The 25,124-nt window shown below is 65.6% G+C and carries 24 protein-coding genes; 12 read left to right on the top strand and 12 right to left on the bottom strand.

The features are described 5' to 3' along the window. Positions 1–128: 128 nt before the first annotated feature. Positions 129–2,072 (bottom strand): bifunctional 2',3'-cyclic-nucleotide 2'-phosphodiesterase/3'-nucleotidase, encoded by a 1,944-nt coding sequence (locus tag AB8841_RS11325; protein ID WP_370435954.1) that lies wholly within the window; start codon positions 2,070–2,072, stop codon positions 129–131. Between the two features lie 242 nt (positions 2,073–2,314). Beyond that, the gene (locus AB8841_RS11320) at positions 2,315–3,466 is read right to left on the bottom strand and encodes a PLP-dependent aspartate aminotransferase family protein (RefSeq protein WP_370435953.1); all 1,152 of its coding nucleotides are present in this window, start codon (positions 3,464–3,466) and stop codon (positions 2,315–2,317) included. A gap of 72 nt (positions 3,467–3,538) precedes the next feature. Between AB8841_RS11320 and AB8841_RS11315 the strand changes: the two genes are divergently transcribed. After that, positions 3,539–4,048, top strand: coding sequence for a TspO/MBR family protein (locus tag AB8841_RS11315; RefSeq protein WP_370435952.1), 510 nt, complete (start codon positions 3,539–3,541; stop codon positions 4,046–4,048). A gap of 104 nt (positions 4,049–4,152) precedes the next feature. On the opposite strand, the gene hpt is transcribed toward AB8841_RS11315, so the two are convergent. Next, the gene (gene hpt, locus AB8841_RS11310; RefSeq protein ID WP_370435951.1) at positions 4,153–4,722 is read right to left on the bottom strand and encodes a hypoxanthine phosphoribosyltransferase; all 570 of its coding nucleotides are present in this window, start codon (positions 4,720–4,722) and stop codon (positions 4,153–4,155) included. 287 nt (positions 4,723–5,009) lie between these two features. Between hpt and ftsE the strand changes: the two genes are divergently transcribed. The 5 genes from ftsE (at position 5,010) to AB8841_RS11285 (ending at position 9,089) form a co-directional block, all read left to right on the top strand. After that, positions 5,010–5,717 (top strand): cell division ATP-binding protein FtsE, encoded by a 708-nt coding sequence (ftsE, locus tag AB8841_RS11305; protein WP_370435950.1) that lies wholly within the window; start codon positions 5,010–5,012, stop codon positions 5,715–5,717. Between the two features lie 5 nt (positions 5,718–5,722). Next, complete coding sequence (locus AB8841_RS11300) at positions 5,723–6,703, top strand: cell division protein FtsX (RefSeq protein ID WP_370435949.1); 981 nt, start codon at positions 5,723–5,725, stop codon at positions 6,701–6,703. 81 nt (positions 6,704–6,784) lie between these two features. Next, positions 6,785–7,576, top strand: coding sequence for a YdcF family protein (locus AB8841_RS11295; RefSeq protein ID WP_370435948.1), 792 nt, complete (start codon positions 6,785–6,787; stop codon positions 7,574–7,576). A 248-nt stretch (positions 7,577–7,824) separates the two neighbouring features. Then, entirely contained in the window at positions 7,825–8,595 is a 771-nt protein-coding gene (locus AB8841_RS11290; RefSeq protein ID WP_370435947.1) for a lysophospholipid acyltransferase family protein, read from the top strand. Positions 8,596–8,690: 95 nt separating this feature from the next. Continuing rightward, the gene (locus AB8841_RS11285; protein ID WP_370435946.1) at positions 8,691–9,089 is read left to right on the top strand and encodes a hypothetical protein; all 399 of its coding nucleotides are present in this window, start codon (positions 8,691–8,693) and stop codon (positions 9,087–9,089) included. Here the strand turns inward: AB8841_RS11285 and AB8841_RS11280 are convergent. Further along, positions 9,077–9,613 (bottom strand): gamma-glutamylcyclotransferase, encoded by a 537-nt coding sequence (locus AB8841_RS11280; protein ID WP_370435945.1) that lies wholly within the window; start codon positions 9,611–9,613, stop codon positions 9,077–9,079. The two genes, AB8841_RS11285 and AB8841_RS11280, sit on opposite strands and share 13 nt — an antisense overlap. A gap of 123 nt (positions 9,614–9,736) precedes the next feature. On the opposite strand from AB8841_RS11280, the gene AB8841_RS11275 reads away from it, so the two are divergent. Then, the gene (locus AB8841_RS11275; RefSeq protein WP_370435944.1) at positions 9,737–10,786 is read left to right on the top strand and encodes a DUF2125 domain-containing protein; all 1,050 of its coding nucleotides are present in this window, start codon (positions 9,737–9,739) and stop codon (positions 10,784–10,786) included. A gap of 162 nt (positions 10,787–10,948) precedes the next feature. Here AB8841_RS11275 and AB8841_RS11270 read toward each other — a convergent pair whose 3' ends face one another. Genes AB8841_RS11270 through AB8841_RS11260 form a run of 3 tightly spaced genes read right to left on the bottom strand, consistent with a single transcriptional unit; the run spans position 10,949 to position 13,888 of the window. Next, the gene (locus AB8841_RS11270) at positions 10,949–11,899 is read right to left on the bottom strand and encodes a prephenate/arogenate dehydrogenase family protein (RefSeq protein ID WP_370435943.1); all 951 of its coding nucleotides are present in this window, start codon (positions 11,897–11,899) and stop codon (positions 10,949–10,951) included. Beyond that, positions 11,892–13,001, bottom strand: a complete 1,110-nt coding sequence (gene hisC / locus AB8841_RS11265; protein ID WP_370435942.1) for a histidinol-phosphate transaminase — start codon at positions 12,999–13,001, stop codon at positions 11,892–11,894. The genes AB8841_RS11270 and hisC overlap by 8 nt, the downstream gene beginning before the upstream one ends. 47 nt (positions 13,002–13,048) lie before the next feature. Further along, positions 13,049–13,888 carry a chorismate mutase gene (locus AB8841_RS11260; RefSeq protein WP_370435941.1) on the bottom strand — a complete coding sequence of 280 codons (840 nt, stop codon included), beginning with the start codon at positions 13,886–13,888 and terminating at the stop codon, positions 13,049–13,051. 197 nt (positions 13,889–14,085) lie between these two features. Here AB8841_RS11260 and AB8841_RS11255 point away from each other — a divergent pair, with 197 nt between their 5' ends. After that, positions 14,086–15,255: a homoserine O-acetyltransferase gene (locus AB8841_RS11255; protein ID WP_370439248.1), complete on the top strand. Its 1,170-nt coding sequence runs from the start codon at positions 14,086–14,088 to the stop codon at positions 15,253–15,255. Between the two features lie 59 nt (positions 15,256–15,314). Then, positions 15,315–15,899 carry a methionine biosynthesis protein MetW gene (metW, locus tag AB8841_RS11250; protein WP_370439247.1) on the top strand — a complete coding sequence of 195 codons (585 nt, stop codon included), beginning with the start codon at positions 15,315–15,317 and terminating at the stop codon, positions 15,897–15,899. A gap of 33 nt (positions 15,900–15,932) precedes the next feature. Here metW and xerD read toward each other — a convergent pair whose 3' ends face one another. Next, positions 15,933–16,865 (bottom strand): site-specific tyrosine recombinase XerD, encoded by a 933-nt coding sequence (xerD, locus tag AB8841_RS11245; protein ID WP_370435940.1) that lies wholly within the window; start codon positions 16,863–16,865, stop codon positions 15,933–15,935. Continuing rightward, positions 16,862–17,011, bottom strand: a complete 150-nt coding sequence (locus AB8841_RS11240; RefSeq protein ID WP_370435939.1) for a histidine kinase — start codon at positions 17,009–17,011, stop codon at positions 16,862–16,864. Before AB8841_RS11240 ends, xerD begins: the two co-directional genes overlap by 4 nt. 134 nt (positions 17,012–17,145) lie before the next feature. Between AB8841_RS11240 and AB8841_RS11235 the strand changes: the two genes are divergently transcribed. From AB8841_RS11235 to AB8841_RS11225, 3 genes are read left to right on the top strand one after another with little or no spacing between them, the layout of a single operon-like run. Continuing rightward, the gene (locus tag AB8841_RS11235; RefSeq protein ID WP_370435938.1) at positions 17,146–17,775 is read left to right on the top strand and encodes a shikimate kinase; all 630 of its coding nucleotides are present in this window, start codon (positions 17,146–17,148) and stop codon (positions 17,773–17,775) included. Then, positions 17,772–18,914: a 3-dehydroquinate synthase gene (gene aroB / locus AB8841_RS11230; RefSeq protein ID WP_370435937.1), complete on the top strand. Its 1,143-nt coding sequence runs from the start codon at positions 17,772–17,774 to the stop codon at positions 18,912–18,914. The genes AB8841_RS11235 and aroB overlap by 4 nt, the downstream gene beginning before the upstream one ends. Positions 18,915–18,916: 2 nt before the next feature. Continuing rightward, positions 18,917–20,218, top strand: a complete 1,302-nt coding sequence (locus AB8841_RS11225) for an HlyC/CorC family transporter (protein WP_370435936.1) — start codon at positions 18,917–18,919, stop codon at positions 20,216–20,218. A gap of 119 nt (positions 20,219–20,337) precedes the next feature. Here AB8841_RS11225 and AB8841_RS11220 read toward each other — a convergent pair whose 3' ends face one another. From AB8841_RS11220 to AB8841_RS11210, 3 genes are all read right to left on the bottom strand, one after another. Beyond that, complete coding sequence (locus AB8841_RS11220) at positions 20,338–21,210, bottom strand: alpha/beta fold hydrolase (protein ID WP_370439246.1); 873 nt, start codon at positions 21,208–21,210, stop codon at positions 20,338–20,340. Between the two features lie 27 nt (positions 21,211–21,237). Beyond that, positions 21,238–23,040, bottom strand: coding sequence for a glucan ABC transporter ATP-binding protein/ permease (locus AB8841_RS11215; RefSeq protein ID WP_370435935.1), 1,803 nt, complete (start codon positions 23,038–23,040; stop codon positions 21,238–21,240). Between the two features lie 108 nt (positions 23,041–23,148). Then, positions 23,149–25,095, bottom strand: coding sequence for an ABC transporter ATP-binding protein/permease (locus AB8841_RS11210; RefSeq protein WP_370435934.1), 1,947 nt, complete (start codon positions 25,093–25,095; stop codon positions 23,149–23,151). Positions 25,096–25,124 lie beyond the last annotated feature (29 nt).

The raw sequence follows: 25,124 nt of genomic DNA, 5'->3' as shown, positions 1-25,124 counted from the left end.
TCCGATGCCGTCAGGCTATGGTCTTGAGCATCTTTCCCCGCAAAACCGGTTCCCACTTTTGCGTCCGATGCTCTAAACGGAAGCGGCCGGGCTGAACCCGGCCGCTTCCCGTCACCCTCTCGGGACAATCAACCGACGACGCGGTATTTGACGAACCCTTCGGGAGCATCGCCCATCTTCTCGACCTTGATGCCCGCCGGCTGATACGCGGCGGCGTTCGGGCCGGTGGTAAAGGTCATGGTGACGCCCGCAGGCACGGCGAGCGACCAGGAACCGTCGGCCTTCGGCGCGACTTCCTTCTTCTCGACGATGTAGCGCATGATCGCATCGCGAGTGAGGTCGGGCGCCTCGAACACGATGGTGTTGCCATCGTTGCCGGGGAAGTTGCCGCCGCCGCCCGCGCGGTAATTGTTCGTCACCACGAGGAACTGTTGATCCTCCGCCACCGGCTTGCCGTTGTAGGTCAGGTCCTTGATGCGGTGCGCATCGGCATTCACGACCTTGCCGTTGTCGTCGTAGCGCGAGGCCTGGGTCGGATCGATCTTGTACTGCACGCCCGCGATGACGTCGAAGTTGTAGGCGGGGAACTTCGCGTTGACGAGATCCTGCTCGCCGCCTTTCGCCGGATCGATCTGGTTATAGATGCCGGCGGACCGCTCCAACCATTCGCGTACCTGTGCGCCCGTCACCTTCACGACGCGGATCGTATTCGGATAGATGTAGATATCCGCCATGTCCTTGATGGCGAGCGGGCCGGGCTTGATGTCGGTGAAGTAGTTCGGGCCGCCGCGGCCGCCCGCCTTGAAGGGAGCAGCCGCCGAGAGGATTGGTAGGTCCTTGAAGGGTGAGGTCTTGAGCTGATCCGCGACGTACCAGGCCTGCGCCTCGGCGACGAGCTTCACGGATGCGTCGTCGGAGACCAGGGAGAAGTAGGAGTGGATTGGAACCGCCGTGGATCCGACGGGCTCGCGCACGTATTTGAGCGTCGCATCGTGATCGGCCTGGGCGGCCGCCAGCACGCCCGCTTCCGAATCCACCTTCGCCACCACCTTGCGGTCAACGCGGTCGTAGATCGGACGTGCCTCGGTGCGGAACTGCGCGACCTTCCAGGAATCCCCGTCCTTCACGAGATCGAGGTCGATGAGGCCGAGATGGCTGCCCCAGAAGCCGGCCATGACGGCGGGTTTGCCGTGCAGCGTCCCCTTCTGCACGTCGACACCCTCGATATTGTTGAACTCCTTACCGCCGGGAAACACGAAGTGCTGGTGGCCGGTGAGGATCACGTCGATGCCGTCGACCTTGGCGAGATGGAGCGCCGCGTTCTCCTCGCCCCCTTTGCGCTCGCCGCCCGCGATGCCGGAATGGCAGAGCGCGACGACGATGTCGGCGCCCGTCTTCTTGAGATCGGGTACATGCCTGTTCGCCGCATCCACGATGTCGATGGTAGTGACCCTGCCGTCGAGATTGGCCTTGTCCCACTGGACGATCTGCGGCGGCACGAAGCCGATCACGCCGATCTTCAGCTTCTGCTTCGCGCCCGACTCGTCGACGAGTTCGCGGTCGAGAACGAGCCAGGGCTTGTAGAGGGTCTCGCCGTCCGCCTTGACCGCGTTGGCGCAGACGACCGGGAATTTCGCAGCCCCCAGGGAATTCTGCAGGAATTCCAGGCCGTAATTGAACTCGTGATTGCCGAGCGTTCCGCAATCGTAGCTCAGGGTGTTCATGGCGGCCACGATGGGATGCACGTCGCCCTTCTTCATGCCCTTGCGATAAGACACGTAATCGCCGAGCGGCGAACCCTGGATGATGTCGCCATTGTCGAAGAGCAGGCTGTTCTTCGCCTCGGCCCGTACCGCCTTCACGAGAGTCGCCGTGCGCGCCAGGCCGACCGTGTCGTCGGGCGCGTCGCGATAGTAGTCGTAGGGGAAGATGTTCACGTGGAGATCGGTGGTCTCCAGGATGCGTAGTTTCACCACTGGGCCGGCCGCCCAGGCGAAATGCGGCAGGCCGGTGAGAGCGGCGGCGGCCACGCCGGTTTGAAGGACGCGGCGGCGAGTGATCGACGATGTCATGGACGGCTTCCCCTTGTGGAACGATGTTCCTAAAGCAGAGGAGAGCACAACTTTTATGACAGGATCAAGATAGCCGGCTCAAGGGTCCGGGCGGCATCTCCACTCCGTCATCTCGGCGCCTCCCCGTGTTCCCCGGGCTTGTCCCGGGAATCCACGTCTTGAGGGCGCTACGATTCGTGAAGACGTGGATGGCCGCACCGAGTGCGGCCATGACGTGAGAGGCTCATAACGGGAGGAATGTCTCAGGATGCCCTGAGCGCCTCGTCGAGATCGCGGTAAAGGTCCTCCACGTCCTCGATGCCGGTGGACAGACGCAGGAGGTCCGGCGGACAAGGCGTGCCGGGGCCTTCGATGGAGGCGCGATGCTCGATGAGGCTCTCGACGCCGCCAAGCGACGTAGCCCTTTTCCACAGGCGCACCTGCGCGGCCGTCCTGATCGCGGCGGCCTCTCCGTCGGCCACCTGGATGGACAGCATGTAGCCGAAGCCGCCTTCCATCTGCCGGCTGGCGATATCGTGGCCGGGATGCTGCGGCAGGCCGGGATAGAGCACCCGCGCCACCTTCGGATGCACGGAGAAGCGCTGCGCGAGGTCGAGCGCGTTTTTCGCCTGAGCCGCCGCGCGCACATGGAGCGTGCGCATGCCGCGCATGAGCAGATAGGCCTCGAAGGGGCCGAGGATCGCTCCCTGCATCTTGCGGATGGAGGCGACCTTTGCCCAGAACGCATCGGCCTTGGCGCCCGCGAGCGCGCCCGCCACCACGTCAGAGTGGCCGTTGAGCACCTTCGTGGCCGCATGCATCACGATGTCGGCGCCAAAGGTCAGCGGCCGCGTATGGATCGGCGAGGCGGTCGTGGAATCGACCGCCAGCCGTGCGCCTGCCGCATGGGCGATCTCGGCCACGGCCGCGATGTCGGTGATGGTCCAGAGCGGATTGGACGGCGTCTCGGCCCAGATCAGCTTGGTGCGGCCCGGGATCACGGCGGCGCGCACGGCATCGAGATCGTCCGTCTCCACGAAGTCGACGTGAAGCCCCCAGCGGACGGCCTCCGTCATCAGCCAGCTGCGAAGGGCCCAGTACATCACCTTGGAGGCGACGATGTGATCGCCGGGATCGAGAGCCTGGAACACGGCGGTGGCCGCTGCCATTCCCGAGGAGAACAGCAGAGCCCCGGCTTCCGCCTCCTCCAGCATGGCCAGCACCTCCTCCGCCTCGCGGATCGTAGCGTTGTCCGGGCGGCCGTAGACAAAGCCGGAGGAATAGCCGTTGTCCTCGTCGCGGATATAGGTGGTCGCCAGATGGATCGGAGGCACGATCGCCTTCGTAAGGGGATCCACATGGCCCATCGCCTGGGCGGTCAGGCTACGCTTCGACCAAGGGGAACGCGACGACATGGGGGAACCTCCAAAAGCGTGACTGGTTTCGTCACCTGGAAACGATGCAGCCGACATAAAGGAACTTCGAGGATGCGGACAGATCAAACGATGCCGGGCAGCCATGCAACGCCGCCGTTCCAGAAGCTCCTGATCGCGGTGCTCCCGGTCATGGCCGTCGGGGTGGCGGGAAGCCTCGTCACCGGCCCGAACGTTCCCGCCTGGTACGCCGGTCTGGAAAAGCCGGGCTTCACGCCGCCGAACTGGGCCTTTCCGGTCGCATGGACCCTGCTCTATGCACTGATGGCCTTGTCGCTCTGGCGGATCCTGTCCCTGCCGAAGGAGACCCCAGGCCGCTCCGGCGCCGTCGCGACGTTCTTCGTGCAGCTGGCCCTGAACTGCCTGTGGTCCTTCGCCTTCTTCGGCGCGCACAGCCCGGCCGCGGGCCTCATCGTCATCCTGGCCCTGGTCGCCGCAATCCTGGCGACGATGCGCGCCTTCCGGCCGCTCGACCGGATCGCGGCCCTTCTGCTCGCGCCGTATCTCGCCTGGGTCATATTCGCGACCGCCCTGAACGGGGCGATCTGGCAGATGAACGGCTGACGACAGCATCGGACGTGACATCGAACCCACGTCCGATGCGGTCAGTTTCTGTTTTGGAGCATCTTTTCACGCAAAACCGGTTCCCACTTCCCGCGTCCGATGCGCTAATCCCGCTTGTCGAACAGGTCCGGATTGGTGTCGTGGCGGTCGAGAACGCCGACGAACGGCAGCTGACGGTAGGAATGGGCCACGTCCATGCCGTAGCCGATCACGAACACGTCGGGGCAGGTGAAGCCGACATAGTCCGGATCGATGCTCACGGCGCGCTTGCCGGGCTTTTCCAGGAGAACGGCGGTCTTCACGCTCTTCGCGCCGCGGGCCATCAGCAGGTCCTTGGCGAAAGTGATCGTGCGGCCTGATTCGAGGATATCGTCCACGAGCAACACGTCCCGGCCGCGCACGTCGCTCTCCACGTCGCGAAGAATAGTGACCTGACCGGAGGAGACGGTTCCGTCCAGATAGCTGGACAGGTGCACGAACTCCACCTGCGGCTCGAGGCCCGTCCTGTGCAGGGCACGGATCAGGTCGGCCGCGAACATGAAGCTGCCCTTGAGGACGGCGACCACGAGCAGGTTCTCCGGCTTGGCGTTCGCAATCTCCTTCGCCAGCGCCTCGTTACGCTTGGCGATGGCGTCTTCGTCGAAGAGAACCCGGATACGGTGGGCAACGGTCATCGTCTGTCAGTCCAGAAAATTCACGGAAACACTCAAAAGTCTCTCGTCTGTCGATCATGGCGGAGCGCGGAAGTCAAACGGACTTAATGATTTTCCGGGCGATTCCGAGCCTTTGAAGCGCTTTACCCGGATCCTGCGTCAATGTTCCACGAGCGCTTCGCTTTGCGTCGTCTGCCCGCAAGTTTATGGCTTGCTAACCATGACGGGGCGATAACAAGGCGAATCGCCCGTGACCGACATCTCAAGTCCGTTACTTCGCCAGCTTCTTCAGGAGGATTCAGGCGCGCGTGAGAGCCTATTACGACGAGGAATTCGATGACAGCGCGGCGGCTCCGTCCGTGCATTTCGAGAATGTGGGCGTGCGTTACGGCATGGGGCCCGAGGTTCTGCGCGACCTGACCTTCTCCATCGAACCGAACTCCTTCCAGTTCCTCACAGGGCCCTCGGGCGCGGGCAAGACCACCCTGCTTCGCCTCATCCTGCTCTCGGTCAAGCCGACGCGGGGCCTGATCTCCCTCTTCGGCGAAGACGTCTCCCGGATCTCCAAGGACGAGCTGACCGGGCTTCGCCGGCGCATGGGCGTGGTGTTCCAGGATTTCCGTCTGCTCGACCATCTGACGACCTACGAGAACGTCGCCCTTCCCCTGCGCGTCCAGGGCAAGGAGGAGTCGAGCTATCGCGCAGAGGTCGTGGAATTGCTGCGCTGGGTCGGCCTCGGGGACCGCATGCATATGCTGCCGCCGGTGCTCTCGGGCGGAGAGAAGCAGCGCGCGGCCATCGCCCGCGCGCTCATCGTGCGGCCCGACCTTCTGCTCGCGGACGAGCCGACCGGCAACGTGGATCCCTCCCTCGCCCGGCGTCTGCTGCGCCTGTTCATCGAACTCAACCGCCTCGGGACCTCGGTGGTGATCGCCACCCACGACTTCAGCCTCATGGATCAGCTCAACGTCCGCCGCCTCGTGCTCGGCGACGGCAGGCTGCATATCGACGAGTGAGCCGGATGAGCGCCCCCCAACCTCACCTGAGAAAGGCCGCCCGCGACAAAGCGAAGGGAAGCGAGAAACGCTCGGTGCCCGCCTCGTTGAGCCGCAACGCGCCTCTCGTGCCCGTGGATTCGGCTGGGGGGCAGGCGCTTGCCGCCGTCATCGCGATCCTGGCCTTCCTGGCGGCCCTCTGCGCGGGCGGGGCGGAGCTCGTCGCCGCCAGTTCCGCGCAATGGCGCTCGGAGATCGCCCGCGAGGTGACCATTCAGATCCGCCCCAATCCCCAGCGCGCCATCGACAGCGACGTCGCCCGGGCGGTGGCCCTGGCGCGCCAGACGCAAGGGGTGGAGCAGGCGCAGGCCTTCACGAAGGAGGAATCCGAGCGTCTCCTCGAGCCGTGGCTCGGAAGTGGCCTCGATTTCAAGGATCTGCCCGTGCCGCGCCTCATCGTCATCAAGCTGAAGGAGGACGCGCGGCCTGATTTCGGGCCGCTGCGCCAGAGCCTCCAGAAGGAGGTTCCGGGCGCGACCCTCGACGATCATGCGCTCTGGGTATCCCGCCTCTCGACCATGGCCAACACAATCATCGGCACCGGCATCTTCCTGGTCGCCCTCGTCCTCGTGGCGGCGGGCCTTGCCGTCATCTTCGCCACGCGGGGAGCCATGGCGGGCAACAAGGAGGTGGTGGAGGTGCTCCATTTCGTGGGCGCGAACGACGACTTCATCGCCAAGGAGTTCCAGCGCCGCTTCTTCAAGCTCGGCCTGCGCGGCAGCGCCGTGGGGGCCGGAGCGGCGCTCGCGCTGACCGTCGCGCTGGGCCTGATCACCCGTTCCTGGCGCGCCAGCCCGGCCGGCGACCAGATCGAAGCCCTGTTCGGCGCCTTCAGCATCAGCTGGACCGGTTACGTGGTCGTGGTCCTGATCGCGCTCCTGGTGGCGCTGATCACAGGCATCGTGTCGCGGCTCACGGTGAGACGTTTTCTTAACGGAAATGGTTGATCCTCGGTTACCTGTGATCGTTTTCCGTGGATAAAGAGGGCTGCCTCTCCATTGCCGCATTCACCCCTATCATCGCCCAGAATGAGCTCGCGAACGCAGACTTGGCCGGCGCAGAACTGGACGACGCCGGACACGATGGAACCTGCCGAGGCCCTGGGCTGGCGCTGGACGATGCATGGTGATCACGCACCTCCCGTGAGACGCTCCTTGACCCGGCGGCTCCTCGGCATCGGAGCCTGGGGCTTCGTGGCCTGCTGCCTCTTGGGCTTTTTCGGCTTTCTCGCCTTCGTCTACAGCCTCGATCGGTTCGAGCAGCGGCCCGAGACGCGGGCCGACGGCATCGTGGCCCTGACCGGAGGCGCGCAGCGCATCGGCGATGCCATCGACCTCCTGGCAAAGGGCTATGCGAAGCGTCTCCTGATCTCGGGCGTCAACGAGAAGACCAGCCGGGATCAGATCTCTCGCCTCAATCCCGGCCAGCGGCAGCTCTTCGCCTGCTGCGTCGATCTGGACTACCGGGCCCGCAACACCATCGGCAACGCCATCGAGACGCGCCGCTGGGCCGAAGCGAACGGGTTCGACACGATCATTATCGTGACGTCGAACTACCACATGCCCCGCACCATGGTGGAGCTCGATCACGCTCTGCCGAACCTGCAGAAGATTCCCTATCCGGTCGCGGCGACCATCGATCCGCACGAGTGGTGGCGCAATCCGGCGACGGCCAAGATCCTGGCATCCGAATACCTGAAATTCCTGGCCGTCTGGCTTCGCACACGCTTCGAGGACGACCCGGAACGTTCGTCCGTCGCCCACCTCATCAGCGGCGGCGCCCCCAGCCAGCGAGTGAACGCCGAAACGACCGTGCGCTGAGGCCGGTACGCCCGTCAGGCGTCTGCCGACCCGTTCCACAGATCAAGGGGTCAATGGGCGAGCCGTGCGGGCTGCCGCACGCACCGCCGTCATGCCCGCGCCGGAAAACGGGTCCACTTTTCCGCACGATGCTTCCTCCTAGAGGAGCGCATCGTTCAGTGCGGAAAACCGGGTCCACTTTTCCGCACGATGCGCTAAGGTGCGCCGCCCGCGGAGCCTGCTGCTCCGCTTTTCCTTTTCGCGAAGCCATGCTGTTCGTCCGCTCCCTGCTCTTCAACGTCGCCTTCTACGCCAACCTCGTCCTGTGGCTGATCATTCTGATTCCGGCCGTTGTCTTGCCGCGCCTGGGTTTCCTGAGGCTGGTCCAGGTCTGGGCGCGCGTGTCCCTCTGGCTGCTGCGGGTTCTCGCCGGCACCAAGATCGAGATCCGCGGGGCGGAGAAGATCCCGGCGGGCGGCGCGCTCGTGGCGGCCAAGCACCAATCCCTTTGGGAAACCTTCGCGCTGTTGACGATCTTCGACGACCCGACCTTCATCCTGAAGCGCGAATTGATGTGGATCCCCTTCTTCGGCTGGTATCTGCGCAAGGCGCGATGCGTGCCGGTGAACCGCAAGGCGGGAACCCAGGCGCTCGTGCAGATGACGGCCCGCGCGAAGGAGGAGGCCCGGCACGGCCGCCAGATCATCATCTTCCCCGAGGGCACGCGCCGTCCGCCGGGGGCGCCCGCCGCCTATAAATACGGGGTGGCGCATCTCTACCAGAACCTCGGCTTCCCCTGCGTCCCGGTCGCGCTGAATTCGGGTCTCTACTGGCCCCGCCGCCAGTTCATCCGCCGCCCCGGCACGATTCGTGTCGAGATTCTCGATCCCATCGCGCCCGGCCTGCCCCGCGAGGAATTCTTCAGGCGCGTGCAGACGGACATCGAGGATTCCTCGAGCCGGCTGCTGGCTGAAGGGCGCCGGGAACTCGGCCTTCCCGATTCGGCCCGGACGCCGACGGCTCCTGCCTCAAATATCTGATACTGCTAAGCTTTCCCAATCTTGACGGCGACCCTCGCCCTCCCTATATATAAGAACAAATGGCGAACAAACGGACCATATCCTGGAACACGGCCATGCGGGATCTCCGCAACGACCGGATGCGGAGGGCTGGCGTGCGCGAGGAACGGTTGAGAGCAACGGCGGGGCTTCGGTCCTCGTCCACCTTAAGCTCCTGGCGCGGCCTGTCGGGCCGTCGCTACATCGTCGGCGTGCATGCCCTCGACCTGAAGGAATTGCTAGAGGTCACCGATGCCGTGATCCTCGCCGTCAGCCGTGACGAGACGGGCACCGCTCACGTGGTCGAATCGGTTCTGGCGGGCGATGAGCCGAGCGTGGAAACCCGCTCCCGGTGGCTCGACCGGGCCCGGGAGCGCGGTGCGAACGAACTCCACATCCATCGCCTCGCCGACACGGAGGCGCGCCGCCGCGAGATTCTGGCCGACTTGCGCGAGAACGCCGATCAGGCCTCCTGATCGAGCACCATGACGATCCGCTCCATCAGCGGATCGACGACGCCCATACCCAAGAGATGCTCGTGGGTCGAGCGCACGTAGTCGGGATTGGCACCCGATATTCCCTTGCCTTGCCGTACCAGGGAAAGCACCTCCTCGAAGGAGCGGGTTCCCGCATATTGTTCATGCTTGCGGTCGGCCACATACCCTAAGGCCGTAACGGCGCGGCCGTCGTCGAGGCGCACGGGCAGGTACCGCTCCAGATAGACGCTCGTAGCCTGCTCTCGTTCGCGAAGGTAATGCACGGTCGCCCGGGCCTCCTCCTTCAGGACCCGGAAGGCGACGCCGTGACAGCGTCCGCCCCGGTCGAGGCCGAGCACGAGCCCCGGATTATCGGGCGTCCCGCGATGAACGTGGGAGAGAACGCACAGCGCGCGATGATAGCCGAACAGATGCGCATGGCGGCGTTCGGCGAAGGGAAAACCCGGCCTCCACATAAGCGAGCCATAGCCGAAAACCCACAGATCCTCCGAGCCGTCCGTCATCGTTCCCCTGCCCGAACCTTGCCTGCTTTGCCTTTTAAGCCGCCTGCTTCCCGGAAAAGCGAAGACCACTTTTCCTCCGCGGCGCTACCAGTTACGAAGCAGCCGCACAACAGGAGATCTTGCATGGCCGAGGCCATCACGGCGGAAAGCGGGCGTCGCAGCCGCTTCTGGCTCTATACGCCCCTCATTCTGCTGCTTCTCGTCGCCGCCGCCTGGAGCGTGGCGTGGTTCGTGATCCGCAACCGCACGGCCGAGATGCTCGATACCTGGATCATGTCGGAAAAGCGCATCGGCCGCCATTGGACCTGCACGGACCGCACCATCGCCGGGTATCCCTTCCGCATCGAGATCGTCTGCGGCGCCCTCTCCCTGAAACAGGGAGCGGTGACCGCCTCCTTCGGACGGACGGAAGCCATCGCGCAGGTGTATCAGCCGCGCCTCGTGATCGCCGAGGTCGCGGGTCCCTTGCATGTGAGCGACGGCCAGGTGACGGTGCAGGGCCGCTGGGATCTGCTGCAGGCGAGCATCCACGCGTCCCAGACCGGGCTCCAGCGCCTCTCGATCGCCGCGAATGCGCCGAAGGTGACGGTGACGGGACTCCTGCCCCAGGAGATCGCAACCTCCGGCCAGCATCTGGAACTGCACCTGAGGCCCAACCCCTCCCGCGCCTCCGAGAAGGCCTATGACGCCGCCCTGTCGGTGAAGCAGGCGAGCATCCCCCAGCTCGACGCGCTCATCGGCGGCACGGAACTCACGGACCTGAACGCGGATGTCACCGCCACCCAGACGGCGGATTTTCAAGGCCGTCCCCTGGCCCAGGAACTCGAGCGGTGGCGCGGCGCGGGCGGCGTTCTCGATGTGCTGATGCTTTCCGTGACCAAGGGACCGCGCCGCCTGGAGGCGAAGGGCCAGCTCAATCTCGACGAGGAGCACCGCCCCGCGGGCCAGCTCAACGTGGCCGCCGCGGGCCTCGACGGCCTCATCGGCAACATCACGGGCAGTCGCACGGGCGGGGCCCTCCTGGGAGCATTGCTCGGGCAGAATCCGCGCGCCCGCGACAAGACCGGCGCTCAGCCGCAATTGGCCCCGCTGCCGCCGCTTTCCCTCAACAACGGCTTTCTGGCGATGGGGCCCTTCGTGATCCCCAATTTCAGGCTGCAGCCGCTCTATTGAGCGGCACGGCCCATGCGGCATCATGATGCCCGGCCCTGAGCCGGGCATCCACGTTTTTGAGGGTCGGTATTCCCAAGGCAAGGATGGCCGGGACTGATCCCCGGATCAAGTCGGGGGCGGCCATGACGAGAGGGCCATGACGGCCGATCGGCTTCAGCCGGATTACGGCTTGTCCTCGCGCCTCCGCCCGAAATCGGGCTCGGGCGTTTCCTGCCCCGACGAGATGATGCCGCGCCGGATGGCGCGCGTGCGGGTGAAGAGATCGAACAGCTTGTCGCCCTCGCCCCAGCGGATGGCGCGGGCGAGCAGCGCGATGTCCTCGTTGAGGCGAGCCAGCATTTCGAGCACGGCTTCCTTGTTGTGCAGGAAGACGTCGCGCCACATGGTGGGATCGGACGCGGCGATGCGCGTGAAGTCGCGGAAACCGCCGGCCGAGAACTTGATCACCTCGCCTTGAGTGACGGTCTCCAGGTCCGCCGCCGTGCCCACGATGTTGTAGGCGATCAGGTGCGGCACATGGCTCGTGATGGCGAGCACGAGATCGTGGTGCTGGGCGCTCATGATCTCCACGTTCGAGCCCATGGCGGTCCAGAAGGCGCGCACGCGCTCGACCGCCTGCTCGTCGGTGCCCTCCGGCGGTGTGAGGATGCACCAGCGGTTGTGGAAGAGCGTCGAGAAGCCCGCATCGGGGCCCGAATGCTCCGTACCCGCCACCGGATGGGCCGGAACGAAATGGACGCCCTCGGGCAGGTGGGGCTGAACCTGCCCTACCACGGAAGCCTTCACGGAGCCTACGTCGGACAGGATGCAGCCGGGCTTCAATCCCGGCTTCACGGCTTCGGCAACGGCCCCGCAAACGCCCACGGGCACGCACAGGATGACGAGGTCCGCGCCCTGCACGCCCGCCACCGGATCCGTCGTCTCCTCGTCGGCGATCCGAAGCTCGCGGACGCGCGCCACCACCTCCTCGCTGCGATCGATGGCGACGACGCGGCCGGCCAGGTTGAGATGCTTCGCGGCGCGTGCGATCGACGAGCCGATCAGGCCGAGGCCGATCAGCGCGATACGGTCGAAGAGAGGCTTCTCAAGGGGCGGTCCCAGACGCTCAGGCATTTTTGGCCCCATTCACGAAATCGCGCAGGGCCTCGACGACGAGGCGGTTCGCCTCCTCACTGCCCACGGTCAGGCGCAGGGCTTGGGGCAGGCCATAGGCATCGATCCGGCGCAGGATCAGGCCCCGGCCGGACAGGAAGGCATCCGCGTCCTTCGCGGTTCTGCCCGGCTCGTCGGGGAAATGGATCATCAGGAAGTTGGCGACGCTCGGCGTGACCTTCAGCCCCAGGGCCTCGATCTCCCGGGTGAGCCATTCGAGCCATTGGGCGTTGTGCTCGACCGCCTTCGCCACATGCGTTTCGTCCTGGACCGCCGCAATTCCGGCCGCCATCGCGGGACCGTTCATGTTGAAGGGGCCCCGGATGCGGTTCACCGCATCGACGATATGCGCGGGCGCCACCATCCAGCCGATGCGCAGGTTCGCCAGGCCGTAGATCTTCGAGAAGGTGCGCGTCATCACCACGTTCTCGGCGGTGGCGACGAGTTCGAGGCCCGACTCGTAATCGTTGCGGCGCACGTATTCGGCGTAAGCCGCGTCGAGCACCAGCACCACATGGGAGGGAAGGCCCGCATGGAGGCGCTTGACCTCGTCGAAGGGGATGTAGGTGCCGGTCGGATTGTTGGGATTGGCCAGGAAGACGATCTTCGTCCTGTCCGTCACTTTCGCCAGGATCGCATCCACATCCGTGCGATAGTTTTTCTCCTCGGCCACCACCGGCGTGCCGCCGGCGGCCAGGATCGCGATGCGATAGACGAGAAAGCCGTGCTCGCTGAAGACTCCCTCGTCGCCGGGGCCCACATAAACGTTGGTGATGTAGCTGAGCAGTTCGTCGGAGCCGGCGCCGCAGACGATGCGGGCGGGATCGAGGCCGTATTTCGCGCCGATCGCCTCGCGCAGTCTCGTGGCAGATCCATCCGGGTAGAGCTCCAGCTGGTCGAATGTCCTGACCGCCTCGATGGCCTTCGGCGAGGGGCCGAGCGGCGTCTCGTTGGAGGAGAGCTTGTAGACCTTCGAAACCCCTGCGGCCTTGCTCTTGCCGGGCACATAGGCGTCGATCTGCATCACGCCGGGACGGGGTTCGGGACGAACGGACATGGACAACTTCCTACACAATCGATGGCGCACAGGGCTCTAGCGCAGCTTCGCGATCATTTCACGCGGAAACGTTCGGCATGGCTGCCGACTTCCGCGAGCTGAGCGAGGCTCGCCCCGGCTTCGGTCAGCTCCTGCTGGAGGCGGGAGGCTTCCACGCTCCCGGGAACGGCGATCAGCTCGGACAGGCCGCTGGCATCGGCTGCGCTCGCCACCACCTCGCCGCCGAGCCGTGTCAATGCTTCGTTCGCCCCCTTGTGCCAGCGTTCGAACTGGGCCGCATAGAGCACCACGTCCCGCACGGAGGCGTCGGTGAGGGGCTTGGAAATCACGAAGACCGGCGTGCCCGCCGGATGATCCGGGCGCTCGATGAAGGGCAGGCGCGCAATGATCTTCGGACGCTCCTTTTCGGCGAGCGTCCGCCACCAGGCGCCGCTGGTCGCCCCCTGGTCGAGGCGGAAGATTCCGAGGTCGCCCTTCGAGCCCGCGACAGCCTCGATGACGGCCGCGGCGCTCGGGTGGGTGATGTAGGGCACCGTGAAGCCGAAATGGAACCGGGCCGAGTCGTGCATGGGCGCGTCGCCGCCCGAGACGTCGGCATGGACCGCGTAGTTGGACTGCACATAGGTGAAGGTGCCGATGATCACCCGCCAGATGCTCTCCACCGTGTCGAGCGGCAGCAGGCCCGTGTGGCGCTCGGCCAGCGCCCTCATCATCGAGGCCTCGCGGCCCGGCCGGAAGGCGGAGCTCAGGCCCGTCTCGGAAGCCTTCTTGGACTCGATCAGCCGGTCGATGATCGTGCCGCGCTCCATGAGCAGCCGGTGCATCGCCTCGTCGATACGGTCGATGTCCTGGCGCAACTCGGCAAGGGATGGAACGGACTTCTCGCTGGTCATGGCTTCGATCTTTCAGACAATGCGCTCTTCTTTGGACATTTTACCGCCCTTTGTCATCCCTCGCCTCTCATGTCGGCCCGCCACCGTGTCATCCCGCCCGAGGCGAATGCGGCGCACCGGGCGTCATGTTCGTTGACGATCGGACCTATTCGAATTACGGCTTGTTCGGCAAACCGAACGCAGCTGCTGCCCGATCCATGACATTGTCCTCCCTCTCCCAGGAAGCGCGAAGCCAGGTCGACGATCCGTCGAGCCTCGTGATGCGCTTTGGCGCGGACGAGCCTTTGATGATGGATGCCGGGATCGCGCTCGCCCCCTGGCAGATCGCATACCAGACCTACGGCACGCTCAATGCCGAGAAGTCGAACGCGGTCCTGATCTGCCATGCGCTGACCGGCGACCAGCATGCCGCGAACGACAACCCGGTGACGGGCAAGCCCGGCTGGTGGCGGACCATGGTGGGTCCGGGCCTGCCGGTGGATACGAACCGGTTCTTCGTGATCTGCGCCAACGTGATCGGCGGCTGCATGGGCTCCACGGGCCCAGCCTCCATCGATCCCGCCTCGGGCCAGCCCTACGCCCTGAACTTTCCGGTGGTCACCATCCGCGACATGGTGCGGGCACAGGCGGCTTTGGTCGACAAGCTCGGGATCGAGACCCTGTTCTGCGTCATCGGCGGGTCCATGGGCGGCATGCAGGTGCTGCAATGGGCGGCGAGCTATCCCGCCAGGGTCTTCGCGGCCCTGCCCATCGCCACCGCCGCACGCCACTCCGCGCAGAACATCGCCTTCCACGAGGTCGGGCGCCAGGCCGTGATGGCCGATCCCGACTGGCGCGGCGGCCGTTACCTGCTCGAAGGCACGCGCCCCTCCAAGGGCCTCGCGGTGGCCCGCATGGGCGCGCATATCACCTATCTGTCCGAAATGGCCCTGCACCGGAAATTCGGCCGCAACTTCCAGGACCGCAGCGCGCCGACCTTCTCGTTCGACGCGGACTTCCAGATCGAGAGCTATCTGCGCTACCAGGGGATCTCCTTCGTCGAGCGGTTCGACGCCAATTCCTATCTCTACATGACGCGCGCGATGGATTACTTCGACCTCGCCGCCGAGCAGGGCGGCTCGCTCGCCAGGGCCTTCAAGGGCACGGCTACGCGCTTCTGCGTGATCTCCTTCACGTCCGACTGGCTGTTCCCGACCTCGGACTCGCGCGCCATCGTCCATGCGCTCAACGCGGCCGCCGCATCGGTGGCCTTCGTGGAGGTGGAAAGCGACAAGGGCCACGACGCCTTCCTGCTCGACGAGCCCGAGATGTTCGCGGCGTCGCGGGGCTTCATCGATGCCGCGGCCCGGGTGCGGGGGATCGCGTGATGGCGTCGAGCCTCGCCGTGCCCGCGACCGACAGCGTCACGGGCCATCGCCTCGACTTCATGCTCGTCACCGAGATGGTGGAGCCGGGCTCCCGCGTGCTCGACGTGGGCTGCGGCGACGGCGCGCTGCTCTCGCTCCTGAGGGACCGCAGGGGCGTGGACGGACGCGGCATCGAGCTGTCCCGTGAGGGGGTGAATGCCTGCCTCGCCAAGGGCTTGCCCGTGATCCAGGGCGACGCGGATACGGACCTCGCCGACTACCCGGACGATGCCTTTGACTACGTCATCCTCTCGCAGACGATCCAGGCGACGCGCCAGCCGCGCGTGGTGCTCGAACATCTTCTACGCATCGGCCGCCGCGCCATCGTGTCGTTTCCGAATTTCGGCCATTGGCGCGTGCGCGTGGAACTGGCCCTCCGCGGCCGGATGCCCGTGACCGAGAACCTGCCCTATTCCTGGTACGATACGCCCAACATCCATTTCTGCACCATCCGCGACTTCGTGGAACTGTGCCGCGAGGTCGGCGCGCAGATGGAAAAGGCCGTGGCGCTGAACGCCGGCGGCCGGCCCATGCAGGTGAGCCTGCCCTGGTGGGTGTGGAACCTGCTCGGCGACCAGGGCGTGTTCCTGCTGAAGCGGCGATAGCACAGGCTTTGCTCGCCCCGGGATGACGGGAAATTACCCCTCCCCCGATGACAAGGGGTGCAGGTCGCGGACCATGCTCTTCAGGCGCTCGTCGAGCACATGCGTGTAGATCTGCGTGGTCGAGATGTCGGAATGGCCCAAAAGCTCCTGCACGATGCGCAGATCCGCGCCGTTCTGGAGCAGATGGCTCGCGAAGGCATGGCGCAGCACGTGGGGGCTGATCGTATCGGCGCGCAGTCCCGCGCCGGACGCCACGACCTTCAGATCCCGCGCGAAGGCCTGCCGGGTCAGATGGCCGGTTTCGCTGTCCGCAGGGAACAGCCATGAACCTGCGGTCTTTCCCTGCGCCTCCAGCAGCGCGAGATAAGCGCGCGCCGCGTCGCGGGCCACGTCCGTGAGGGGCACGAGACGCTCCTTGGCGCCCTTGCCGCGCACCACCAGGAAGCGGTCGCGAGTCTTGGCCGCGCTGCGGGGCAGCGAGACCAGCTCCGAGACGCGCAGGCCCGTGGCATAGAGGAGTTCGAGCAGGCAGGCCATGCGGGCCGCCCGCAGCCGCTCGGCGGGCGAGGCTTCCGGTCGGGCAACACCCTCGTGGGCCGCCTGCAGCAGGCGATCGACCTGATCGACCGACAGGACCTTGGGCAGGGCCCGGCCCCGCTTGGGAGCCGAGACCGCCGCCGTCGGATCGGCCAGGGCATGGCCCTCCACATATAAAAACTTGTGGAACTGTCGGACGGCGGAGAGCCTCCGGGCGGCGGAGGAGGCCTTCAGGCCCCGTTCCTCGAGGCTTGCCATGAAGCCGCGGATGGTGGCGGCGGATGCCGTGTCGGGCTGAGCGCCTGCCTCACGGAGATAGGCAAGATAATCGTCGAGATCGCGCCGGTAAGCCTCGAGGGTATTCTTGGAGGCGCCGCGCTCGGCGGCGAGCATATCCAGGAAAAGGCTGGCCTGGCGGGCCCCGTTCATGAGGACGAGGGCGGACGCGGGGTCGGGACCGGCACCGTGATCTCGCGGGGATCCGGATGCACGAGGGTCGCCAACGCGTACATCGCCGCGAACCCGAGGCCCGCGAGAATGGCGACGACGAGAAGAAACCGGAAGAGCGTGGGCAATGGATCCTCTTTGAGCGTTACCTCGGTAGAACCATGCATGGACCGCAAAGGCAAGACCTAACCTTGAGTTTGGCCTTGGCCGGAGACCCGACAAGCCCCTGTGACAGAGCCGGGACCCGTGCTAGGACAGGGCCATGAACGAAATCAGCCGCTTCAATCCGCTCGATGAAGCTGGCGGGCAGACGGATACTCGCCGACGCGGCCATCCCATCGGTCGCCAGCTCGGCGCGCGGTCGATCGTGCTCGTCGGGCTCATGGGCGCCGGAAAAAGCACGGTGGGCCGCAGACTGGCCCAGATGCTCAAGCTGCCTTTCCGCGATGCCGATCACGAGATCGAGGCGGCGGCCGGCATGACGATTCCTGACATTTTCGCCATTCACGGGGAAGAGCATTTCCGCGACGGGGAGCGCCGGGTCATCGCGCGCCTGCTCCAGGAAGGCCCCATGGTGCTGGCGACCGGCGGCGGCGCCTTCATGAACGAGGAAACCCGCCGGAACGTCGCCGAGCACGGCATTTCCGTGTGGCTGAAAGCCGATCTCGACATCCTCATGCGGCGCGTGCGCAAGCGCGACACCCGACCCCTCCTGCGCAATCCCGACCCGGAAGGCACCATGCGCAGGCTCATGGAGCTCCGCCATCCGGTCTACGCCCTGGCCGATCTCACCATCGACTCGCACGAAGCGCCGCACGATCGCGTGGTGGCCGACATCATCAAGGCCCTGAGCGGTTGGTTCGACAGGGAACAGCAGGGGAATGCCGAATGAGCAGCGTACCGGCTCACGCCAGCAGCGCGTCCACCATCACGGTCCCGGTTCCGCTCGGCGAAAGGGCCTATGACATCCTGGTCGGGCGCGGCCTGATCGAGAGCGCAGGCCCGCGCATCGCGGCCCTCGGCGCCCGCGCCGCTGCCATCGTGACCGACGAGCATGTGGGCCCCCTCTATGCGCAGGCCCTCGGCCAATCGCTGACGGCCAACGGCCTGCGCAGCTCCGTGCTCACCCTTCCGCCGGGAGAAGCCACGAAGTCCTATGCCAATCTGGAACGGGTCTGCGACGCCGTGCTCGAGGCCAGGATCGAGCGCGGCGATCTCGTGGTCGCGCTGGGCGGCGGCGTGATCGGGGATCTCGCAGGCTTCGCCGCCGCCGTGGTGCGTCGCGGCGTGCGCTTCGTCCAGGTGCCCACCACCCTGCTCTCGCAGGTCGATTCATCCGTCGGCGGCAAAACCGGCATCAATTCGCGCCACGGCAAGAACCTGGTCGGCTCGTTCCACCAACCGAGCCTCGTTCTGGCCGACACGGCCCTTCTCGACACGCTGCCCGTTCGCGAGATGCGCGCGGGCTACGCGGAAGTCGTGAAGTACGGCCTCATCGACGATGCACGCTTCTTCGCCTGGTGCGAAGCCCATTGGAAGGGGATCTTCGACGGCGGCCCGGAGCGCGACGAGGCCGTCGCGCAGAGCTGCCGCGCCAAGGCCGCCGTCGTGGTGCGCGACGAGCATGAGACCGGCGACCGCGCGCTGCTCAATCTCGGCCATACCTTCGGCCATGCCCTGGAGCGGATCACGCGGTATGATTCCGCCCGTCTCGTTCATGGGGAAGGCGTCGCCATCGGCCTCAATCTCGCCTTCCGCTTCTCCGCCGCGCTCGGGCTCTGCCCCCTGTCGGAGGCAGAGCGTGTCGAAGCGCATCTGAAGAGCGTTGGACTTCCCACGCGGCTGTCCCATGTACCGGGCGGATGCGGCACGGTCGACGAGCTTCTGGACGCCATGGCACAGGACAAGAAAGTAAAGGGCGGTTCGCTCACGTTCATTCTCGCGAGGGGGATCGGACGGAGCTTCATCGCCCCGGGCATCGAAGCCGACAAGGTCCGCTCCTTCCTGACGAGTGAAATCGACGCATCGTAGCCATGACCGAGGCATCCTCCTCCGGCGACCTCTGGTTCGCCGCCCTTGTCGTCATCTTCTGCCTTCTGCTCTCAGGCTTTTTCTCGGCGGGCGAGACGGCGTTCACCGGCGCATCCCGCTCCCGCATGCTCATGCTGGAAAAGGGCGGCGACAAGCGCGCCCGCCTGGTGAACCGTCTCCTCGAAATACGCGAGCGCTTCATCGGCACGGTCCTGATCGGCAACAACATCGTCAATATCGGCGTGTCGGCCTTCGCCACCAGCGTGCTGGTGGCGATCTTCGGCGACGGCGGCGCGCTCTATGCGACAGCGATCATGTCGGCGCTGGTGATCGTGTTCGCGGAGGTTCTGCCGAAGACCATCGCCATTTCATCCCCCGACAGCGTCTCGCTCTTTCTCTCCCGCCCCATGTCCTGGGTCGTCGCGTTTCTCGGCCCGATCGCGATCGCCATCGAGCGGCTGGTACGCCTCATGCTGCGTCCCTTCGGCATCCGGATCGGGGAGAATACGCTGATCCTGTCCGCGTCGGAGGAAATCCGCGGCCAGGTTGACCTGCTGCACAAGGAAGGCGGCGTCGCGAAGGTGCAGCGCGACATGCTGGGCGGCCTGCTCGATCTCGAGGACCTCACCGTCTCGGAGGTCATGGTTCACCGCACCAAGATGCGCACCATCAATGCCGATCTCTCCTCGCAGGAGATCGTGCGCGAGGTGCTCTCCTCACCCTATACGCGCATGCCGCTCTGGCGTGGCAGCCAGGAGAACATCGTCGGCGTTCTCCATGCCAAGGACCTGCTGCGGGCGCTCGATGCGGTGGGCGGCGACGCGAGCAGGCTGAAAGTGGAGGCGATCGCGCTGGAGAGCTGGTTCGTGCCGGACACGACCTCGCTGCGCGATCAGCTCAAGGCCTTCCTGGCCAAGAAGACCCACTTCGCCCTGGTCGTGGACGAATACGGCGAGGTGATGGGCCTCGTGACCCTGGAGGACATCCTCGAAGAGATCGTCGGCGACATCAAGGACGAGCACGATCTCTCCGTGCAGGGCGTGCGCCCCCAGCCGAACGGCTCGGTGAACGTGGACGGTTCGGTGCCGATCCGCGATCTCAACCGCGCCATGGATTGGAACCTGCCGGACGAAGAGGCCACCACCATCGCCGGACTCGTGATCCATGAGGCGCGGACGATCCCGGATACCGGGCAGATCTTCACCTTCCACGGCTTCCGCTTCCAGGTCCTGCGCAAATCGCGAAACCGCATCACGGCGCTCAGGATCACACCGCTCTCGCTGGTGCGCGCAAGGGAGAGCTAGAGCATCGGACGTGAAAAGTGGGAACCGGTTTTGCGTGAAAGATGCTCAAAAACAGAAACTGACAGCATCGGGTGTGGGTTCGATTTCACGTCCGATGGGCTAGCATCCGATGCGCTCAGTCAGGACTTCAGGAAGTCGAGCAACGCGCCGTTGACCGTATCGGCTTCCTCGAGGTGAACCCAATGGGTCGCCTGTGAAACGGGCAATGTCCTGCCGCGCGGGCACAGCGCCAAACTCTGCTCGCAGAGGCCGAATTCCAGGAACCGGTCCTGCATGCCCCAGATCGCCAGCACCGGCATCGCAAGTTGCGCAAGGGAGCGGTGCGGCGGCCTGAAGGGCAGCGCCCGATACCAGTCGAGCATGCCCGTGAGCGCGCCGGGGCGGCTCCAGGCTTTTTCGTATTCGGCCAGATCCGCCTCCGGGAACGTGCCGGACCGGCTCGTGCGCCGCAGCGCTCGCTTGAGGCTCCGGTAGCCTTGCGCCGAAAGCAGGAACTCGGGCAGATAGGGCAGCTGGAAGAACCCGATATACGAACTCCTCAGCATCTGGCTCGGATGACGGCGCATGTAGTCGCCCGCGATGGCCGGATGCGGCGCGTTGATCGCCACGAGCCGTTCGATCCTGTCCGGATGGCGCGAGGCCGTCCACCAGGCGGCGAGACCGCCCCAGTCGTGGCCCACGAGCGAGCACGTGCCGTATCCCAGCGCCTCGCTGAGGCCAATGACGTCCTGGGCGAGGGTATCGAGATCGTAGGCCCTTCGGCCCTCGGGCTTGTCGCTGAGATTGTAGCCGCGCTGGTCCGGCGCGAGGACGCGAAAGCCCGCCTTCGCCAGAGGCTCGATCTGGTAGCGCCAGCCCCACCAGAATTCGGGGAAACCATGCAGCAGGATGACGAGGGGACCGTCCTTCGGCCCGGCCTCGATGCCATGGAGCGTGATGCCGTTGACCTTGAGATGGATGCCGGGTGTGTGGGGATCGATCGTGTGCACGATGCCTTGTCCGAGAGGTTGGGAGCGCACTCATACGGGCGCGGCGACGGCGTCCCGCACCACCGGTCTGGCCGGTTCCTCCGCGGCCATGAACTGCGCGCGGGCCAGTTCCGCAAAGCGCCCGCCTCGGGCCACGAGCTCGTCGAAGGACCCGGTCTCGACGACGCGTCCCTGTTCGAAGACCAGGATGCGGTCGGCGTTGCGGATCGTGGCGAGCCGATGGGCGATCACGAAGGTCGTGCGCCCTTTCATCACCTCGTCGAGCGCACGCTGCAGCTTCTGTTCGGTCGCCGCGTCGAGGGCGCTCGTCGCCTCGTCGAGGATCAGGATCGGGGGATTCTTCAACAGGGCGCGCGCGATGGAAAGACGCTGGCGCTCGCCGCCCGAGAGGGAGCGGCCGCGCTCGCCGACGACGGTATCGAGCCCTTCCGCCTGGCGGGAGATGAATTCGATCGCCTGCGCGCGCTGCAGGGCCTCGATCATCTCGGCATCCGTGGCGTCGGGACGCCCGACCTGGAGGTTCTCGCGGATCGTGCGGGCAAAGAGCATCGGCTCCTGGAACACGACGCCGATATTGCGGCGGAGGGAGGCGAGGCTCAGGTCGCGAATGTCGTCGCCGTCGATGCGGATGCAGCCCGATTGCGGGTCGAAGGCCCGGTGCAGCAGGCCGAGCGTCGTGGACTTGCCCGACCCGGTCGCGCCGACCAGCGCCACATTCTCCCCGGGCCGAATCGCGAAGGATACATCCTGCACGGCGGAACGCTTTCCATCATAGGAGAAGCTCACATCGTCGAACACGACCTCACCGCGGAAGCGGTCGACGGCCTTGGCGTTCGGCCGATCGTGAACGGCGGGCGTCGTATCGAGAATCTCGAAGAATTCCTGCAGCTTCGGTGCCTGCATGAAGAGCTGGTTGATGAAGCTCACCGCCTGCTCGAGCCGCCCGATCAACATCGTGGCCATGCTCATGAACATGACGACTTCGCCGATGGTCGCCAGACCGTTCAGATGCAGCCAGGTGCCGAGCAGGAAGATGGCCGTGACCGTGATCGTGGCCGACGCGCGAGAGGCCACGGAGGCGAGCGCCCACCAGGACAGAACGGGATTCTGCGCCTGCAGGAGCTGCTGGATGATCACGCGCAGCGATCGGCTCTCGGCTTCGATGCGCGTGAACGACTGAATGACCGGCACGTTGCCGAGGGCGTCGGACGCGTGTTCGGCGAGAGTCGAGTGATAGCGTTCGACGGATCCCTGCAGGGTCTCGGTCTTGCGCAGCACGATGGCAGTGAGCACCGTGAAGATGCCGACGAGCACCACGAGGAGAAGTCCCAGCCGCCAGTTCAGGAAGACGGTGAGCGGCAGAAGCACCACGAGAGCAATGAGGGCCGAGAGGTGCTCGCGGAAGAAGCCGAGCCAGAGCCAGGACATGCCGCCGGAGCCCTCCAGCATGACCTTCAGAACACGGCCCGAATGGGTCGTGGTATGAAAAGCGAGCGGGAGTTCGAGAACGTGCTCGAAGTAATTGGCCACCACAGCCAGACGGCGGCGATGAGCCAGCCTGTCCGCATGGAGCGCCACGAGTGCGCCCGCCCCGATGGAGAAGAGGCCGAAAGCCACCCATGCCAGGATCAAGGGCATCAGCATCGGGAAAGTGACCGGCGTCGAACCCGGGACCTGCGCACGGGTCAGAACGTCGATGATACGGCCGAAGAGGATCGGCTCGGCAAAGGCCGAAATGGCGAGGGCGATATTCGCCAGGGCGAGCACCGCGCCGATCCTCAGGTCCGACCCGAGCTGGCCCAGAACGCGCACGTAAAGCCTGATCAGCCGCATGGGATCAACCTGCCAGCACGACGAAACCGAAGGAGAGAACTCCCGTCGCCGCAGGGAGTTTCGTAATCCTGTTCGGTTGGGATGCCAAGTCCGGACCGCATCGGCGCCTCAACTCTCGCCGGGCTCATGACGATGACCGGCTTTCCTGAACCGTTTCCGGAGATTTCCAATCCATCTCCGCCGCGATGACGCAGTCCGCTGAAGACGGGGCCTCGCGAGCAGGATGGCCCCCTCGTCGGTCTTGCGGATGTGGAGCGTGCGCGTGTGGAACTCTTCGAGCCCCGGCCGATGTCCGATGGACATCACGGTTGCGCCATTCAGCTCGTTCTCGAACAGGGACAGCATGGAGGCCTGGTTTTCCTCGTCGAGAGCCGAGGTCGCCTCATCCATGAAGACCCATCGGGGCCTGTGCAGCAGGACGCGGGCGAAGGCGACGCGTTGCTGCTGACCGAGCGACATCGTCCTGTCCCAGCGCTCGTTCTTGTCGAGCATATCCACGAAATCGCCCAGCCCGCAGCGCTCCAGGGCGGCGCGAATGTCCGCGTCGTCGAAGGTATCGGGCGAAGCCGGATAGCTGAGCGCAGCCCTGAGCGTTCCAAGCGGGAGGTACGGGCGCTGCGGCAGGAACATCATCTCGTTGCCCGGCGGCATCCTGATTGTGCCGGATCCCCAGGGCCAGAGTTCCGCGATGGCTCTGAACAACGTGCTCTTGCCGGCTCCGGATTCGCCCATGATCAGCACCCGCTCGCCGGGCCGGATCTCCGCCGTCGCGTCCTCGATGAGGATGCTGCCGTCGTTCAAGGCGATGGAGAGCCCTTCGAAGCTGAGCCAACCTTTGGGATGAGGCTGAATGTCGATCTTGCCGTTCTCGGCCGTCACCTCCTCCAGATCCATGACCGCCTGCCGGAAGGTGGCGACGCGCAGGACCGCCGAGCGCCAATCGGCGATCTTCGGGAAGTTGTCGACGAAGTAGCGCAGGGCCGCCTGCACCTGATTGAACGCGCCGACCACCATCATCATGCCGCCGAAGGAGAGCTTTCCGCTGAAATAACCCGGCGCCGCGGCCAGGATCGGCACGACGATCGCGAGCCATCCATAGCCCGACGTGATCCAGGTCAGGCGCGCGAGCGCGCCGGACAGCCGGCGCGTCGCCTTGAGAACCGCCTCCACGAACTCGTCGAGATTGCGCCGCTCGTCGGCCTCGCCGTTGTAAAGGGAAACGCTCTCGGCACTTTCGTTGACGCGCACAAGAGCGAAGCGCAGATCGGCCTCGCGGGCGTAACGGAGCGTGTTGAGCCGGATCAGCGGGCGCCCGACCAGCCAGGTCAGGCCGGAGCCGATGCCGGCATAGCCTATGGCGACCCACACCATGTAGCCGGGAATCGTGATCTCGTCCCCATGGATGACGAAGGTCGTCGCGCCCGAGAGCGTCCACAGGACGCCGATGAAGCTGACCAGCAGGAGGAATGCCTGCAGCATGCCGACGCCCAGCTCCGTCGAGAGCTCGGAAAAGAGACGGCAATCCTCCTGGAGGCGCTGATCGGGCTGATGGCCCGCCTCTCCCATGAAACCGAGCTGGTAGGCATGGTTGGGCTTCAGCCAGAGATTGAGCAGAACCTGCGTCAATCTCTGCCTCAGGCGGATTTTCAGCCGCTCCTGCAGCCAGGTCTGCCCCACGACGAGGACCAGCAGCACGGCAACGATGGCCGCAAAGACGAGAAGCTGGTCGAAGAAGGCCGCCGTGTTGCGCTTCTCCACGGCGTCGAAGAATGCGCCGTTCCATTGGTTCAGCCGGACCTGCCCCACCATGTTGCCGATGAGAACGACCACGATCGCGATGGCCAGCCGGATCATCGGCCAGCCCTTCCGGTTCCGGACCATGTCCCGGAACAGCAGGAGCAGCTCCCGCCCGATGCTGGGCCCTAACTCGTGGGATGCTTCCGGATCTTGGGGCTCGGGCTGGTGAGCGGCAACCTGATCCGCCTCCTTCGCGAGCGTCTGATCCTGCCCCGGCCCGACCTCCTGGTCGCTTCCGGTGGCAGGGGGCGGGGGCATCTGCTTACCCAACTTTGGGTCGAAATCCG

The organism is Microvirga sp. TS319 (assembly GCF_041276405.1).
In the GTDB taxonomy this organism is placed as follows: domain Bacteria; phylum Pseudomonadota; class Alphaproteobacteria; order Rhizobiales; family Beijerinckiaceae; genus Microvirga.
This window is presented reverse-complemented; position numbering and strand designations above follow the sequence as displayed.

What these genes read in the sequence shown, in the direction of transcription:
- AB8841_RS11325 (WP_370435954.1), bottom strand. Translation starts at nt 2,072, where the DNA reads ATGACATCGTCGATCACTCGCCGCCGCGTCCTTCAAACCGGCGTGGCC.
- hpt (WP_370435951.1), bottom strand. Translation starts at nt 4,722, where the DNA reads ATGACCGTTGCCCACCGTATCCGGGTTCTCTTCGACGAAGACGCCATC.
- AB8841_RS11320 (WP_370435953.1), bottom strand. Translation starts at nt 3,466, where the DNA reads ATGTCGTCGCGTTCCCCTTGGTCGAAGCGTAGCCTGACCGCCCAGGCG.
- AB8841_RS11290 (WP_370435947.1), top strand. Translation starts at nt 7,825, where the DNA reads ATGCTGTTCGTCCGCTCCCTGCTCTTCAACGTCGCCTTCTACGCCAAC.
- AB8841_RS11210 (WP_370435934.1), bottom strand. Translation starts at nt 25,095, where the DNA reads ATGCCCCCGCCCCCTGCCACCGGAAGCGACCAGGAGGTCGGGCCGGGG.
- AB8841_RS11260 (WP_370435941.1), bottom strand. Translation starts at nt 13,888, where the DNA reads ATGACCAGCGAGAAGTCCGTTCCATCCCTTGCCGAGTTGCGCCAGGAC.
- AB8841_RS11275 (WP_370435944.1), top strand. Translation starts at nt 9,737, where the DNA reads ATGGCCGAGGCCATCACGGCGGAAAGCGGGCGTCGCAGCCGCTTCTGG.
- AB8841_RS11300 (WP_370435949.1), top strand. Translation starts at nt 5,723, where the DNA reads ATGAGCGCCCCCCAACCTCACCTGAGAAAGGCCGCCCGCGACAAAGCG.
- AB8841_RS11270 (WP_370435943.1), bottom strand. Translation starts at nt 11,899, where the DNA reads ATGCCTGAGCGTCTGGGACCGCCCCTTGAGAAGCCTCTCTTCGACCGT.
- AB8841_RS11315 (WP_370435952.1), top strand. Translation starts at nt 3,539, where the DNA reads ATGCGGACAGATCAAACGATGCCGGGCAGCCATGCAACGCCGCCGTTC.
- AB8841_RS11285 (WP_370435946.1), top strand. Translation starts at nt 8,691, where the DNA reads ATGCGGGATCTCCGCAACGACCGGATGCGGAGGGCTGGCGTGCGCGAG.
- AB8841_RS11280 (WP_370435945.1), bottom strand. Translation starts at nt 9,613, where the DNA reads ATGACGGACGGCTCGGAGGATCTGTGGGTTTTCGGCTATGGCTCGCTT.
- aroB (WP_370435937.1), top strand. Translation starts at nt 17,772, where the DNA reads ATGAGCAGCGTACCGGCTCACGCCAGCAGCGCGTCCACCATCACGGTC.
- AB8841_RS11235 (WP_370435938.1), top strand. Translation starts at nt 17,146, where the DNA reads ATGAACGAAATCAGCCGCTTCAATCCGCTCGATGAAGCTGGCGGGCAG.
- AB8841_RS11255 (WP_370439248.1), top strand. Translation starts at nt 14,086, where the DNA reads ATGACATTGTCCTCCCTCTCCCAGGAAGCGCGAAGCCAGGTCGACGAT.
- AB8841_RS11225 (WP_370435936.1), top strand. Translation starts at nt 18,917, where the DNA reads ATGACCGAGGCATCCTCCTCCGGCGACCTCTGGTTCGCCGCCCTTGTC.
- xerD (WP_370435940.1), bottom strand. Translation starts at nt 16,865, where the DNA reads ATGAACGGGGCCCGCCAGGCCAGCCTTTTCCTGGATATGCTCGCCGCC.
- AB8841_RS11215 (WP_370435935.1), bottom strand. Translation starts at nt 23,040, where the DNA reads ATGCGGCTGATCAGGCTTTACGTGCGCGTTCTGGGCCAGCTCGGGTCG.
- metW (WP_370439247.1), top strand. Translation starts at nt 15,315, where the DNA reads ATGCTCGTCACCGAGATGGTGGAGCCGGGCTCCCGCGTGCTCGACGTG.
- AB8841_RS11295 (WP_370435948.1), top strand. Translation starts at nt 6,785, where the DNA reads ATGAGCTCGCGAACGCAGACTTGGCCGGCGCAGAACTGGACGACGCCG.